The 13,874-nt window shown below is 73.5% G+C and carries 9 protein-coding genes; 1 reads left to right on the plus strand and 8 read right to left on the minus strand.

Features of this window, described 5'->3' with window-relative positions:
* Window positions 1-93: 93 nt before the first annotated feature.
* On the minus strand, window positions 94-3,954 hold the full coding sequence (locus AB0K14_RS20290) for a hypothetical protein (protein ID WP_360451494.1): 3,861 nt from the start codon (window positions 3,952-3,954) through the stop codon (window positions 94-96).
* Between AB0K14_RS20290 and AB0K14_RS20295 the strand changes: the two genes are divergently transcribed.
* Window positions 3,894-4,751 (plus strand): hypothetical protein, encoded by an 858-nt coding sequence (locus AB0K14_RS20295; RefSeq protein ID WP_360451496.1) that lies wholly within the window; start codon window positions 3,894-3,896, stop codon window positions 4,749-4,751. The genes AB0K14_RS20290 and AB0K14_RS20295 overlap by 61 nt on opposite strands.
* 312 nt (window positions 4,752-5,063) lie before the next feature.
* On the opposite strand, the gene AB0K14_RS20300 is transcribed toward AB0K14_RS20295, so the two are convergent.
* Genes AB0K14_RS20300 through AB0K14_RS20330 form a run of 7 tightly spaced genes read right to left on the minus strand, consistent with a single transcriptional unit; the run spans window position 5,064 to window position 13,858 of the window.
* Entirely contained in the window at window positions 5,064-5,738 is a 675-nt protein-coding gene (locus tag AB0K14_RS20300) for an FHA domain-containing protein (protein WP_360451498.1), read from the minus strand.
* A 2-nt stretch (window positions 5,739-5,740) separates the two neighbouring features.
* Window positions 5,741-7,030, minus strand: a complete 1,290-nt coding sequence (locus AB0K14_RS20305; protein ID WP_360451500.1) for a VWA domain-containing protein — start codon at window positions 7,028-7,030, stop codon at window positions 5,741-5,743.
* Window positions 7,020-7,958: a protein phosphatase 2C domain-containing protein gene (locus tag AB0K14_RS20310; RefSeq protein ID WP_360451502.1), complete on the minus strand. Its 939-nt coding sequence runs from the start codon at window positions 7,956-7,958 to the stop codon at window positions 7,020-7,022. The genes AB0K14_RS20305 and AB0K14_RS20310 overlap by 11 nt, the downstream gene beginning before the upstream one ends.
* Window positions 7,959-7,991: 33 nt before the next feature.
* Window positions 7,992-10,535, minus strand: a complete 2,544-nt coding sequence (locus AB0K14_RS20315) for a tetratricopeptide repeat protein (RefSeq protein WP_360451504.1) — start codon at window positions 10,533-10,535, stop codon at window positions 7,992-7,994.
* Window positions 10,532-11,605 (minus strand): hypothetical protein, encoded by a 1,074-nt coding sequence (locus tag AB0K14_RS20320; RefSeq protein WP_360451506.1) that lies wholly within the window; start codon window positions 11,603-11,605, stop codon window positions 10,532-10,534. The genes AB0K14_RS20315 and AB0K14_RS20320 overlap by 4 nt, the downstream gene beginning before the upstream one ends.
* Before the next feature lies 1 nt (window position 11,606).
* Window positions 11,607-12,578: a transporter substrate-binding domain-containing protein gene (locus AB0K14_RS20325; RefSeq protein WP_360451508.1), complete on the minus strand. Its 972-nt coding sequence runs from the start codon at window positions 12,576-12,578 to the stop codon at window positions 11,607-11,609.
* Window positions 12,575-13,858 (minus strand): hypothetical protein, encoded by a 1,284-nt coding sequence (locus AB0K14_RS20330; protein ID WP_360451510.1) that lies wholly within the window; start codon window positions 13,856-13,858, stop codon window positions 12,575-12,577. The genes AB0K14_RS20325 and AB0K14_RS20330 overlap by 4 nt, the downstream gene beginning before the upstream one ends.
* Window positions 13,859-13,874 lie beyond the last annotated feature (16 nt).

A 13,874-nucleotide genomic window follows, 5' to 3' on the forward strand; every position in this document is an offset into this window, starting at 1 on the left:
ACCGCAGCCGAACGCGGACCTTCCGGGCAGCACGAACCCACGGCCTTCAAGGGGGCGCCGCGAAACCCGGCAAACACGACGACGCCACCAGGCTCAGGCGTCGGCGGGCGGGAGGCCACGCTCGGTTCGCTGCGCGGCCAGTGCCCGGACCTGCTCGATCGGCGCGCAGGAATCGCAGGTCCACAGCCGCGTCACGCCGTCGGCATGTGCGCTGACCAGCCGCTGCGCGTTTCGGCCGTAGGTGACCGACGGCGCCATCGGCCCGCTCCAGCGGACGACGATCGGCACCTGACCGTCGCCGACGGGCCAGAACCTGACCGTCTTGTCGCTGCCCGTGCTGGCTATCCACCGGCCATCCGGGCTGTAGGCCACGTCCCACACCATGCCCTCGTGACCGCGCAGGACGACCGGCGGCCCGGACCCGTCCGCGGCCCACAGCAGCACGGTGCCGTCCTGTGTCCCGGCGACGATCCCGGTTCCGTCCCGGCTGAACTCGACGCTCCACATGATCCGGTCCTTCCCCGCCCGCAGAACGTGCAGCCGCGCACCCGTGCGGGTGTCCCAGACGCGCAGGGTGCCGTCGTCGGACGCGCTCACCAGCCGCCCGCCGTCGGGGCTGAAAGCCGTCCGGCGCACGGGAAGCCCATGCCCTCGCAGCACCGTCGGCAGGGTGGGCTCGTCGACCCGCCACAGGTGCACCGACCCCTCCGGCCCGGAACCCGACACCAGGAGGCCATCCGGGCTCAGCGCCACTCCCACCGCGTCCGGACTCGACGGCTGGGTGAGCAGCAGCCTGCCGCTGCCGGTGTCCCACACGCGGATGACCCAATCGTCGGCCAGCGCGGCGGCCCGGCGGCCGTCGGCGCTGACGGCGACCCGGAGCACAGCGGCCTGACCGCCCCGCAGGACCGTCGGCGACTCACCGGATCCGGTACGCCAGACCCGCACGGTGCCGTCGTAGCCGCCGCTGACCACGGTCGTCTCATCCGGGGTCACGGCCGTGTCCAGCGATGGGCCGTCCTGATGCCCGTCGGGCAGGGCGAGCACCTCCCCGCCCGCGGGATCCCACAGGCGCAGCGTGCCGTCGGCTCCGGCGCTGATCAGGCGCGTGCCATCCGGGTTGAACCGCACTCCCGCCACGCCGCCCGCATGCCCGCGCAGCTCGAACGGTTCGGTTCGCGCGGTCACGTCCCACAGCCGGAGCACGCCATCGCTGCCACCGGTGACGACGGAACGTCCGTCCGGCCCGAACACCACCGACGTGAGTTCGCTGGTGTGACTGTCGAACACCTCCGGCGGCCGCTCGCCGCCGAGGTGCCAGACCCGCACCGCGCCGTCCCCGCCCGCACTGGCCAGTCGGCCGCCGTCGTGGCTGAAGGCCAGCGCCTTGACGTGGTGGGTGTGGCCGGTCAGCACCTCGGGATCGCCCGGCGTCCCGACCGGCCAGATGCGGATGGCCCGGTCGTCCCCGCCCACCGCGAGCCGCTGTCCGCTCGGATCGAATGCCAGGCTCAGCGCCCGGCCGGGCGCGGGGAGCACCCTCGGCTCGGTGGCCGCCGGATCCCACAGGCGGACAGTGCCGTCGTCACCACCTGTGGCCAGCTGCCCGGAAGGGCCGAACGCCACGGCGTTCACGTTCCCGGCGTGGCCGGGGAGTGCTCGACGCGGGGTGCCCGAACCGACGTCCCACAGCGTTGCCGCGCCACCCGAACCCACGGTGGCCAGTTGCAGGCCGTCGGGACTGAAGTCGACCCCGGCGACCGGGCCGCCCGTGGCCAGCACCGTGGGCTCCTTGCCGAGTACGTCCCCGGCTCGATCCCAGATCCGGACCGTGCCGTCGTATCCGGCGGTCGCCAGCTTGGCGCCGCTGGAGCTCGTGGCGAGTCCGGAGAGGTAGCCCTGGCCGGTGTCCAGTGCGGCCCGGCCGCGGGATTCGGCCACCGCCTGGCGCAACACCGCCGCCGCTTCGGCGGACGGCGAACTGTCGAACGCCCGCACGGCCAGCGACAGCCCGAGTTCGGGCTGCCTGGCCAGTTCGGCGCGGGCGGTGGCCACCTGCTGCCGGTGCGAGGCCAGGTCGCGTTCGGTCGCCGCCCGGTCCGCCTGCACGACGGCGAGCCCGGCCAGGAGGCTGACCACCACCAGCGCGCAGCTCAGGCCCATGACAACCAGGTTCCGCCGGCGCCGCGCGGCGGCGTGCTCCCGCAGAGCACCGGCTCGGGAGGCCGTGAGGAACTCCCGCTCCTGATCGTTGAGCGCGGTTTCGGGTCGGCGCTCCCAGGCTGCCAGCCGGGCGCCGCGGTAGAGCAGCCCCGGGTCCCGCCCATGGCCGTCCCAGTCCGCCGCGGACTCGGTCAGCCGCCGGTGCAGGTGCAGCGCTTCCCGGTCCTCCGTCAGCCACTCGCACAGCCGCGGCCAGGATCTGATGAGCGCCTCATGGGCGATCTCGACCGTGTCGCGGTCGAGCGTGAGCAGCCTCGCGGCCGCGAGCCGTTCCAGCACCAGGGCGAGGTCGGCGTCCTGGCCGTCGAGTTCGGCACGGGTGATGCGGCGCTTGGTGTCCGCGGTGCCCTCGCCCAGTGCGGTCAGCCGCAGGAACAGATCGCCCGCCACCTGTCGCTGACGGGGTTCGAAGGAGTGGTAGACCGCCTCCGCGGTCTGCCGTAGAGCACCGTCGATCCCACCGGCCGCCTGGAACCCGGCCAGTGAGAGGGAAGTGCCGCGTCGCCGCCGCCAGGTTTCGAGAAGCGCGTGGGAGAGCAGCGGAAGGACGCCGACCTCGCTGTCCGCGTGGGTGCACAGGGTCGCCAGCAAGGCCGATTCCACCGAGCAACCCACGCGGATCGCCGGTTTCGTGATCGCATCGCGGAGATCCTGTCCCGACATCGGGCCGACCACCACCTGGTGGTCCTGCAGCACGTCGACCAGTTCCGGGTATCGGCTGCAGTGACCGTAGAAATCGGCCCGGACACCCAGCACGATCCGCGCCCGGCTGTTCTCCGCAGCCGTCGCGGTCACCAGCAGCTCGATGAACCGAGAGCGCTCCCGCTGGTCACCGCAGAGCGTGAAGACCTCCTCGAACTGATCCACGACGAGGATCAGTTCGGCGTCGTCGGGCCGGCCGGTGAGCGCCTGCCGCACCAGCCGGTGCAGGCCACGTGCACCCTCGGACAGGTCGTCGGACAACGTGGCCGGGCTGCTCCGGAGCGGTGTGGCGAGCTGGATCGCGCACTCCTCGACCGGGTGCCGCCCCGGCGTCATCGTGACGACCACCGACGTCCCGGCCCGCAGCTCCGGCAGCAGACCCGCCCGCAACAGCGAACTCTTCCCCGCGCCCGAGGCTCCGACCACGGCGACGAGACGGTTCGCGCGGACCCGCGCCCTCAGCTTTCCGAGAAGATCCCCTCTGCCGAAGAACAGGTCCGCGTCACCCTCCTGGAACGCGCTCAAACCCACATAAGGAGCACGGACGGCGGGATCAAGCGGCTCCGGTTCCGTCCGCCGTGCGAGTTCGGCGGCGACCTCGTGCCAGCGTTTCTCCCATTCCCCGGAATCCCCGCCACAGGCACGGACATAGGCCAACGCGATCGTCAGACTGGGCAGTTTCCGGCCACCGGCAGCCGCCGACAACGCCGAAGCGGACACGTGCGCCCGCGCACCGAGTTCCCGATACGACGGCTGCCCCGCCTTTTCCCGAAGTCGCCGGAGATCCCTGGCGAATCGCACGAGTTCGTCGTCCTCATCACCCAACGGGCGTTCGCCACGAGGCAACGCGCCACCCCCCATCCCCAAGGCGATTGTGCACGGTCTGTTGTGCAGTGTCCAGCGGCCGATCGTGCACAACCGATCGACGCTACACAGGAATGGTCCACACCGATCGAGGGGGAAATTCCATGACCAAGAGATTCGCTCGGCATGCCGGGCTCCTGTTCGCCACCGCGCTGGCCGCGACACTGCCCGCGGTTGTCGTGTCACCGGCTTCCGCCGACTCGTCGTCGCCGATCTCCGAGTACGGGAACAGCAACGGGACGACGCTCACCGGAGACTGGAACGGTGACGGCATCGACACGCCGGGCCTGTTCGTGAGAGGCGTCAACGGCGGGACGAACACGTTCTACCTGCGCAACAGCAACACCAGCGGAGTCGCGGACCTCACGGTGGTCTACGGCAACGGCGGTTGGCCGGTGGTCGGGGACTGGGACGGTGACGGCGACGACACCCTTGGCCTGGTCGCGTTGAACGCCGCCGGTGCGAACACGTGGATGCTGCGCAACAGCAACACCCCCGGAATCGCCAACATCACCTTCGCCTACGGCACCGGCTCTTATCCCGTGGTCGGGGACTGGGACGGCGACGGCGACGACACTCCCGGCCTGGTCGCGTTGAACCCCTCCGGTGCGAACACGTGGATGCTGCGCAACAGCAACACCCCCGGAATCGCCAACATCACCTTCGCCTACGGCACCGGCTCTATTCCCGTGGTCGGGGACTGGGATGGCGACGGCGACGACACCGCAGGCTTGTTCGCTCAGAATTCTCCCGCGAACACGTGGATGCTGCGCAACAGCAACACCCCCGGAATCGCCAACATCACCTTCCTCTACGGCACCAATGGGTACCAGCTGGCCGGCGATTGGGACCGTGACGGCGACGACACCCCTGGCATCGTCTACGAGCAGAGTCCCAGGTCATGGCACCTGCGCAACAGCAACTCCGCCGGCCCGCCCTCTATCGTCTTCTTGTTCGGCTGAGCACCGCGGGTTCTGAAACCGCAGAGTTCGTGTTCTTCGACGGGCTGACGCTGATACCGTTCTCGCGTAGCCGAGAGCTCGCCGTCGTCCGGAACGGCTGAAGGCGACCTGCGAGCCGCGGGCGGCCAGTTCCACCCACCCGAACGCGAAGCACTGGGCGTCGTCGCGGTCGGCATCGAACTGGTCGACTCGCCCCCAGCCCGCTTGCCCCTCCACCCGCGCACGCCCACCGCGGCCCCGCCGGAACGCTCCGGCGGGGCCGCGGTCCGGCGTCAGTGTGACAACCGGGCCGACTCGTCCCGACCGATCGGCTCATCCGGCCGGTCCGCCCGACCGGTGCAGGGTGATCGTCGTCCACGCCCCCACGTGGACCCGGTCACCCGGCTCCAACGGGTGGGGGCGGTTGGGCCGCAACGGCTCCCCGCCCTCGTTCACCGTGGTCCCGTTCGTCGAGTCCAGGTCCACCACCGCCCAACCACCCTCCGACGCCACCAGCAGCGCGTGGTGGTGCGAAACGCCCGGGTCCTCCGGCGGACCCACCAGGTCGACCTGCGGGAAGATGCCCCGCGACCGGCTCCGCCGCCCCACCGACACCTGCGGCCCCGACAGCTCGAACCGGCGCGGCGGGCAGAACCGCGGGAACGCCATCGCGCCCGCGTCCGGCCCGCCCACGGCCACCACCCGCTCGAAGTACGCCCGGTCCGCCTCCACCGTCACGTGCCACGACACCGGGACCGGTGTCGGTTCCGACCGCGGCACCGGGGGAGCGGCGGGCACCGGGTTCAGCGAATCGTGCCCGCACTCCTCGCAGAACCGACCCACCCGCACCGCGCCGCACGCCGCGCACGTCCCCTCGTCCCCGCCACCCGACGCCGCCGCCTCGACCCGCGCCGACGGCGCGACGACCTCGGCACCCGGCATCGGCGCGCCGCACACGTCGCAGTAGTCGTCGGTGGCCGAGTCGTGGCCCGCCGGGCAGGTCGCCATCGCTAGCCCTTTCCGACCCGCTTGGTCACCGTCGACCGGGTGTCCAGCGTCATCTCGTCGGCGTCGGCCACCCGCGCCCGCAGCCTCACCGTCCCCGTGCCCAGGTCCTCCACGTCCACCACCTTGGCCAGCAGCTTCGCCGTGTCGGTGTTGCCCGACTCGTGCGCCAGCCGCACCGCCCGCCCCAGCTTCGCCGTCGCCCGGCCCACGTCGCCGGCCTTGCGCGCCTCCAGACCGTCCTGGATCGCCTCGGCCAGCTCCGCCTGCCCGTTGTAGTGGGCGACCTCGGCGTTGATCCGGGTCGACAACGCCGCGTCCTCGGTCCACACCGCCAGCACCCGGCCCTGGCCCAGCACGTCACCCGACGGCCCCACCAGGCTCACCCGCGACGCGAGCATCCGGTCGCCCACGTCCGCCGGCCGCACCCGCACCGACACGTGGTAGTCGCGGCTCTCCGCGCCACCCCACGCGCCGGTCGGGTAGTCACCCGTGCGCGGCCCCGACTCCACCCGCCGCCCGGTCAGGTCGAGCAGTCCCGGCGACACCTGCTTGACGAACCGGACCTGCGCGCCCTCCGGCGTCCACAGCCGCAGCGACACGTCCGCCACCGCCTTGCCCATCGCGGTCGCCGCCATGGACCGGAAGTCCTCGGCCAACCCGTCGGGGTCGGCCACGATGTCCACCGTCCCCAACAACGCCTCGGCGATCCGCCGCAGCTCCGCGACCTGCCAGTCCGTGCCCACACCGCGGCAGTCGCCGGTGAAGCGGCCCGCCACCTCGTCCAGCACCCGCGCCAGCTGCCGCGGCGACTCGTGCTGGTTCTCCCCGTCGGTCAGCAGGATCACGTGCTTCGGCCGGCCCGAGTACCCGGCGAACAACTCGTCGGCCAGCGCGAGCCACCGGCCCATCGCCGTGCCGCCGTCGGCCCGCAACCGCCGCACCGCCTGCTTCGCCGCGAACCGCGTCCGCCCGTCGGCCACCACCAGCCCACCCGACCGCGGGTAGACCACCTGCGCCGAGTCCGTGCCCGCCACCACGGCGAACGACACCCCGTCGCGCAGCGTGTCGATCGCCGCCTCGGTCGCCTGCTTCGCCGCCGCCAACTTCGTCGGCGGGTACCGCATCGACCCCGACGTGTCCACGATGATCACCTCGGCCGCGTCACCGGACACCACCTCCGCGGCCCCCGCGGCCGACCCGGTCGTCGTCACCGTCACGATCGCGTCGACCTCGGCCGCCCCCTCGGGCAGGTACTCGTTCTGGAACACCTCGACCGCGAAATCAAGCGCCATGCCCACCCCGCAGTTGAACGACGACCACCGTGATGTTGTCGTGCCCACCGGACTTCAACGCCACGTCCACCAGCTCCCGCGCCACCTCGATCGGCGGCACCCCGCGCGGCAGCACCTCCAGCAGGTCCTCCGGCTCCGGCACGTAGTTCCACAACCCGTCGCTGCACAGCACCAGCAGTCCCGACGTCTCCACCTTGAACGTCACCGTCTGCGGCGCCTCGACCCCGGAGTCCGCGCCCAACCACCGCGACAGCACGTGCGCCCGCCGGTCGGTCAGCGCCTCCTCCTCGGTCAACACCCCCTCCGCGACCAGCTGCGCCGCCCACGTGTCGTCCGTGGTCAACCGCGCCGCACCCGCCTCGGCCACCAGGTACGCGCGGCTGTCGCCGACCCAGCCCACCGTCGCCGAGTCGTCGGTCACCACCGCCGACACGAACGTGCACGACGGCGCCACCTCCGCCGCCTCCGGCCGCGCCAACCAGCCCACCGCCTCGTTCGCCGCCACCACCGCGTCCGCGGTCAGCGCCTCGGCGTCCATCCCCGACTGCAGCCCCGTCAACAGCACGTCCGCCGCCGTGTCCACCGCCGTCTGCGACGCCTGCTCGGCCCGCTCCGAGGACGCCACCCCGTCGCACACCACCACCGCGACACCACGCCCGCGCACCCGGCCGAACGCCATCGAGTCCTCGTTGCGCTGCCGCCGCTTGCCCCGGTCGCTCACCCCCGCCACCCCGGGCAGCACGAACTCCACCCGGTCCCGCGCCGAGGGCCGCGCCCGACCGCACTGCTCGCAGAACCCGTCGGCGTCGAACTCCTCGCCGCCGCACGCGCACATCGGCGGCCACTGCGCGCCCGGACCACCCACCGGTGTCCGCTGCACCCGCAGGTTGCGCCCGCACGCCTCGCAGAAACGATCCTGCGACGCCACCGGCGACGCGCACCCCGGACAAGATTCCATGATCTACACCAACGTCCTGGGTCGGACCGCGTTCGCGCGGTCGACGAGAGCGATGCGTTCCTCCGGCGTGTCGGCCAGCCGCGCCAACTGCCGGTAGCAGCGCTCCAGGCCCAACCGCAGACCCGACTCGCTCACCTCGCAGTCCAACAGCTTCCCCGCGGGAGCCGACCCGTCGGCGGGCAACGACTCCAACGCCACACCCAACAACTCCACGGTCAACCCGGCCCGCCTCGCCACGTCCAACTCCAACCCCGACAGCCTCGCACCGGCCGCCATCACCTCCGCCAGCGCACCGGTCCCGCCCGCACCGTCACGGGCCGCACTGTCACGGGCCGCGCCGAGCTGCGCCCGCACCGCCGCCACCTGCGCCGCCACGCGGTGGATCGACGTGTCCGGCACGCAGTGCAGCACCGCCACCGCCGCCTCCCGGTCACCCCGCGCCAACAACACCCTGGCCAGCCCGAACGCCGCCGACACGTACGCGTGGTCGGTCCGCCACACCACCTCGTACCCGGCCGCCGCCGCGTCGCGGTCGCCCAGCGACTCCGCGCACACCGCCACCGCCAGCTTCGGCGCCGCCTCGCCCGGCAGCGCGTCGCGCACCTGCTCGAACGCCGTCCGCGCCTGCTCGGCCCGCGCCCGGTCCTCCCGGCTGTCCACCAACGCGGCCACACCCCGGTACCAGCCCGGCCGCCAGTCGTCCGGCGCGGGCGTCTGCGGGTCGTCCGGGTCGAACGGCGACGCCAACGCGTCCAGCTCGCCCACCGCCTCGGTGACCCGGCCCGCCTCGATCAACGCCCGCACCACCTGCAACCGCACCTCGACCGTCTGCACCGGGGCCACCCGCAACGCCGCCACCACCTGATCGGGATCACCCGTGGTCGCCGCCGTCGCCAGGAACCCCGCCGCCGCGTCGGAGGTGTCCACCTGCGGCACCGGCAACCCCGTCGCCGCCGCCCGCACGTCCAGCCCGCCCTCCGTGCCGAACGCCCGCCGCTCCGGCGTGAACTGCCGCGACACACCCGGCCGCGACACACCGTCCTGCTGCGCCAACACCTCCCGCAGCACACCGGTCAGCTGCTCGGCCATCTCCTCGGCCGTGGCGAACCGCTGCTCCGGGTCCGGGTGCGTGGCGCGCAGCAGGAACCGGTGCAACGAGTCGTGCCGGCGCAGCAACGGCTGCTCCTGCGCGTCGGGCAGCGACTCCTTGTACCGGCCCCGGAAGTCGAACTGGAAGCTCATCACCGCCAACGCCCGACCCACCGTGTACAGGTCGGAGGCCACCGACGGGCCGTCCCGGCCGATCTCCGGCGCCTGGTAGCCGATCGTGCCGTAGATGGGGGAGTGCCGGTCGTCGATGCGCCGCACCGCGCCCAGGTCGATCAGCTTCAACTGCTCCTCGGTCTGGATGACGTTGTCCGGCTTGAAGTCGCAGTACAGCAGGCCCACCCCGTGCAGGTAGCCCAGCGCGGGCAGCACCTCCAGCGCGTAGGCGATCGCCTGCGGCACCGGCAACGACTCGGTCCCCGTGCCGTCGGCCCGCAACTGCTTGATCATGTCCTTGACCGACGTGCCGCCGACGTACTCCATCACGATGTAGTCGACCAGCTCGCCACTGGCCCGGTCGGCGTGCCGCACGAAGTTGTGGATCTTCACGATGTTGGGGTGCTCCACCTCGGCCAGGAACCGGCGCTCCGCCATCGCCGCGGCCATCGCGTCCGCGTCACCGGAGTCCAGCAGGCCCTTCAGCACCACCCACCGGTCGCTGACCGCGTGGTCGGCCGCCAGGTAGATCCAGCCCAACCCGCCGTGCGCCAGGCACCCCAGCACCTCGTACTGGTCGTGCAGCACCTCGCCGGGCGCCAGCTTCGGCGTGAACGAGTAGTGGTGCCCGCAGTGCGCGCAGAACCCCTCCACCCGGCCGGGCCCGCCGTCGCGGCCGCGACCGACCTCCTTGCCGCAGCTGGAGCAGAACCGCTTCGCCTCCGGCACCTCCGGGTCGGTCAGCACCGCGACCTTCGGATCCCGGTACGGCACCCGCGGCACCTCCACCAGCCCCGCGCCCAACCGGCCGCGCCCCGACGACCGGGTCGACGCCGACGCCCGCCGCGCCCGACCCGCCGCCGCCGACACCGACCACGTCGACCACGGCGCCGTGCCGGGACCGGTGTCGCGGCCGGTCGCGGGCCCGCTGTACGCACCCGTCACCGGGCCGCTGTCGGCGCCCGGACCTCCGTGCGAGCCCTCCGCCGGACCGCCCGCGTTCGTCGGACCCGGGCGGTCCGCGCCCCCAGCGCCCGTCGCGGCACCGGGGCTCGTCGCGGCACCTGCACCGGTCGCGGCAGCGGGGCCTGCGCCTGTTCCCCGGCCGCCGACAGCCGCCGCGCCCGCCACACCGGCGGACGTGCCCTGCCCGGTCGAGGACCGGCCGCCCGCCCCCGTGGCGGGCGTGGTGGCGGCCGACGCGGGTGCCTCCAGGCCGCACACGTCGCAGAAACCGTCGTCGTCGATCGCCCCGCCGCAACCGGCACGTGGACACGTCCTCATCGGGCCTCCGTCCTGGCCAGCACCGCCCGCTGGTACCGCCGCACCGCCACCGTGCCCGCGGACAGGTCGCACGGCGTGGCCGACAGCACGTCCCGGGCCTGCCGGTGCAGCGCCGACAGCTCCGCGTCCTCGGCGAAACCCCGCCCGGCCGCCTTCGCCCGGTAGGCGTCCAACCGGCCGCGCAGCTCCGTGCGGCGCTCCAGCGACCCGGTCAGGTGCGCCAACACCTCCCGCGCCCCCGCCAGCGCCACGCCCACCGCCGTCTCCACCGCGGCCACGTCCGAATCCGCCACGTCCGGAAAACGCGCGCGCAGCCCGTCGAGTGCCCCTGCCACGTCACCGCCCGGCACCGGCGGGTGGTCACCGGCGATCTCCGCCACGACCACCGCCCACACCTCGCGCGCCCGCGCCCGGACCGACTCCACCTCGGCGACCCGCCGCGCCACGGCCGCCGCACGCTCCCCGAACGTCCGGTGCAGCGCGCTCAGCGACGCCACCCGCGCGACCAGGTCGGCCACCGCCGGGTCCGGCGTCAACGGGTCGGCCACGGCGCGGGCGTGCGCCTGCGCCACCTCCGCCCGCAGCCGTCGCGCGGCCGGCGCGTCGATCCCGGCCAACTGCCCGGCCACCGGGTCCAGCAGCTCCAACCGCCGCGTCCACGCCTCGTGCGCCTCCGCCAGCACCGCCGTGACCTCGGCGTACTCCGACTTCATCCGGGCCACCAGCGCGCGCAGCGTGACCCGTTCGGCGACCACCGCCGGGTCGGTCAACGTCCGCACCGCCGCCTCCCGCTCGTGCAGGGTAATCGCGGGCCCGCGCAGCAGCCGCTCCAGCTCCGCCGGGTCGCGCGTGTCCGACGCCTGCCGCAGCAGCGCCCGGTAGGCGTCGAACCACTCCCACAACCGCACCATGCCCGCGTTCGCCGCCCGCCACCGCCGCGCGGTCGCACCGGTCAGCTCGGCGCCGCGCAGCAGGCGGTGCCCGGGGTGGTCCTCCATCGCCAGCAACGACTCGGCCACCCGGTCGCTCTCCCGCAGCAACGCCGCCAACTCCGCGTCCGGACCGTCCATGTCAATCCCGGTACACGGCGACGGGCGCGGCCGGCGCAGGACCCAGCCACCGCTCGTGCAGCCGTGCCCACGTGCCGTCCGCCCGCAGCCGCTCCAGCAGCGCGTTGACGAACCGCACGAAGTCCTCGTCCGCCTTCGGGAACGCCATCCCGTACGGCTCGGCGGTGAACTGCGGGCCCACCACCTTCGTGTAGGGGTCCTGCGCGGCGAAACCGGCCAGGATCGTGTCGTCGGTGGAGATCGCGTCCACCTGGCCCTGCTGCAACATCACCAGGCAGTCCGTCCAGTTCGGCACCGACACCGGCACCGGCCCCGACGGCGCGGTCGCCACGGCGACCAGCGAACTGGAGCCCTTCGTCGCGCACACCCGCTTGCCGCCCAGCGACTCGATGCCGGTGACCTCGGAGTTCGACGGCACCAGCACCCGCTGGCCCGCCTGCAGGTACACGGTCGAGAAGTTGACCTTCTGCCAGCGCTCGCAGGTCACCGTCATGGTGCGCACCACGATGTCGACCTCGCCCCTCTCCAACGTGGGGATGCGCTGCTCGGAGGTCAGCACCTTGAACTGGATCGCGCCCGGGTCGCCGAAGACCGCCCGCGCGACCTCGCGCGCCAGGTCGACGTCGAAACCCTCCAACTCGCCGGAGAACGGGTTGCGGAACCCCATCAGGTACGTGTTCTGGTCCACGCCCGCGATCAGCCGGCCCCGCGCCTGGATGCGCGCCATGGTCGACCCGGCCGGCATCTGCCCCGGAGGGGGCTGCGCACCGGTCGGGCGCAGGCTCGCCGTCGGGTCGCACGACGCGGGCGGCACCTCCGCCGTGCTGGGCGGCGCGGTCAGCTCCACCGCCTCCGCCGGGCGCGGCGGCACCGCCGAGCCACCGCCGATCGGCGGCGCGGCACTGGGCACCGGCGCGCACGCCGCGAGCACCGAGGCCAGCACCAGGGCGGGCAGCGCGCGCAGCCGTCTCATCGGTACTCCTTCAACCGCTGCCACAGCCCGAACGTCGACGCCGCCGCGGCCAGCAACGCCAGCACCACCACCGCGGGCACCACGCCGCCCAGCACGGCCCGCGCCCGCCCGATCGCGTCGGTCAACTCCGCCCGCGCCGCGCCGATGGCCTCCACCAGGTCGGAGTCCAACGCGTCGAACGCCGCGGCCGCGCCCGCCTCGTCCGGACCGAGCGCCAACGCCACCGCCGCGGTGTGGTCGCCGGCGTCGTCGGCCTCGCGGATCGTGCGGTGCGCCCGCTGCCACTGCGCGTGGTGCTCGACCGCCTCGACCACCGGCGGCGCGCCCTCGGTCGTCCGCACCCGCCCGAGCAGCTCCTCCAACACCTCGTCGGCCTTGACGAACTCCGCCTCGTAGGTCGTGCCGCTGCCCCGCGCCACCAGCGCCAACGTCTCGTCGCCGCGCGCGGTCAACGTCGCGATCCGGGCCCGCGCGAGCAGGTCGACCAGCGTCGCCTCGTTCTTGCTGGCCGAGGCGTTGTAGACGACCAGCAGGCTCGACGCCAGCACCCACAGCAGCGAGACCGCGGTCAACGCGGTCGCCACCACCAGCCCGGGGTTGAGCACCCGGTTCGTCCGGCGGGTCAGGTAGCGCTGCGCGAACACCAGCACCGCCAGCGCGCCCGCGCCCATCAGGAACTCCAGCCACGGCAGCGACCCGGCGTCCTCCAGGCCCCGCACCACGTTGCCCGTCTCCACCCCGTACAGCTCCTGCGCCGCCGGCAGCAGCCGCGTGCGCATCAGCGTGGACGCCTCCCGCAGGTACGCCGCGCCCACCGGGTTGCCCTGCCGGTTGTGCGCGCGGGCCGTCTCCACCAGCCCCGTGTAGACCGGCAACTGGCCCGACAGCGTCGACAGGGCCTCGGTCAGCTCGGGGGAGCGGGTGATCTCGCTGGTCGCCGCCGACAACGCCGCGGCGGCCTTCGCCACGTCCGCCTCGTACCGCCCGCGCAGCGTCGAGGACTCCACCCCGCCGGACAGGAACGCACTGGACGCGGTGGCGTCCGCGTCGGCCATCGCCCGGTAGACCTCCTGGGCGGCGAACGCCAGCGGCTCGTTGCGGTCGGCCAACGCCTCCAGCGCCTCCGACCGGCGCTGCACCGACGTCGCGGTCAACGCCCCGACCAGCAGGCTCACCAGGATCAGCAGCAGGGCCAGCAGGCTCAACCTGCCCGGCGTGCTGCGGGCAAGGCCGGTCACCCGGCGCAGGGCCGCGCGGTTCCGCTGAGCCTCGACCAGCACGACCGCCCCCTTCCCG

The sequence above is a fragment of the Actinosynnema sp. NPDC050801 genome (assembly GCF_040673975.1).
Classification (GTDB): Bacteria; Actinomycetota; Actinomycetes; order Mycobacteriales; family Pseudonocardiaceae; genus Actinosynnema.

Coding starts and splice junctions, on each gene's coding strand:
- AB0K14_RS20295 (WP_360451496.1), top strand. CDS start 3,894: ATGACCAAGAGATTCGCTCGGCATGCCGGGCTCCTGTTCGCCACCGCG.
- AB0K14_RS20300 (WP_360451498.1), bottom strand. CDS start 5,738: ATGGCGACCTGCCCGGCGGGCCACGACTCGGCCACCGACGACTACTGC.
- AB0K14_RS20305 (WP_360451500.1), bottom strand. CDS start 7,030: ATGGCGCTTGATTTCGCGGTCGAGGTGTTCCAGAACGAGTACCTGCCC.
- AB0K14_RS20315 (WP_360451504.1), bottom strand. CDS start 10,535: ATGAGGACGTGTCCACGTGCCGGTTGCGGCGGGGCGATCGACGACGAC.
- AB0K14_RS20320 (WP_360451506.1), bottom strand. CDS start 11,605: ATGGACGGTCCGGACGCGGAGTTGGCGGCGTTGCTGCGGGAGAGCGAC.
- AB0K14_RS20325 (WP_360451508.1), bottom strand. CDS start 12,578: ATGAGACGGCTGCGCGCGCTGCCCGCCCTGGTGCTGGCCTCGGTGCTC.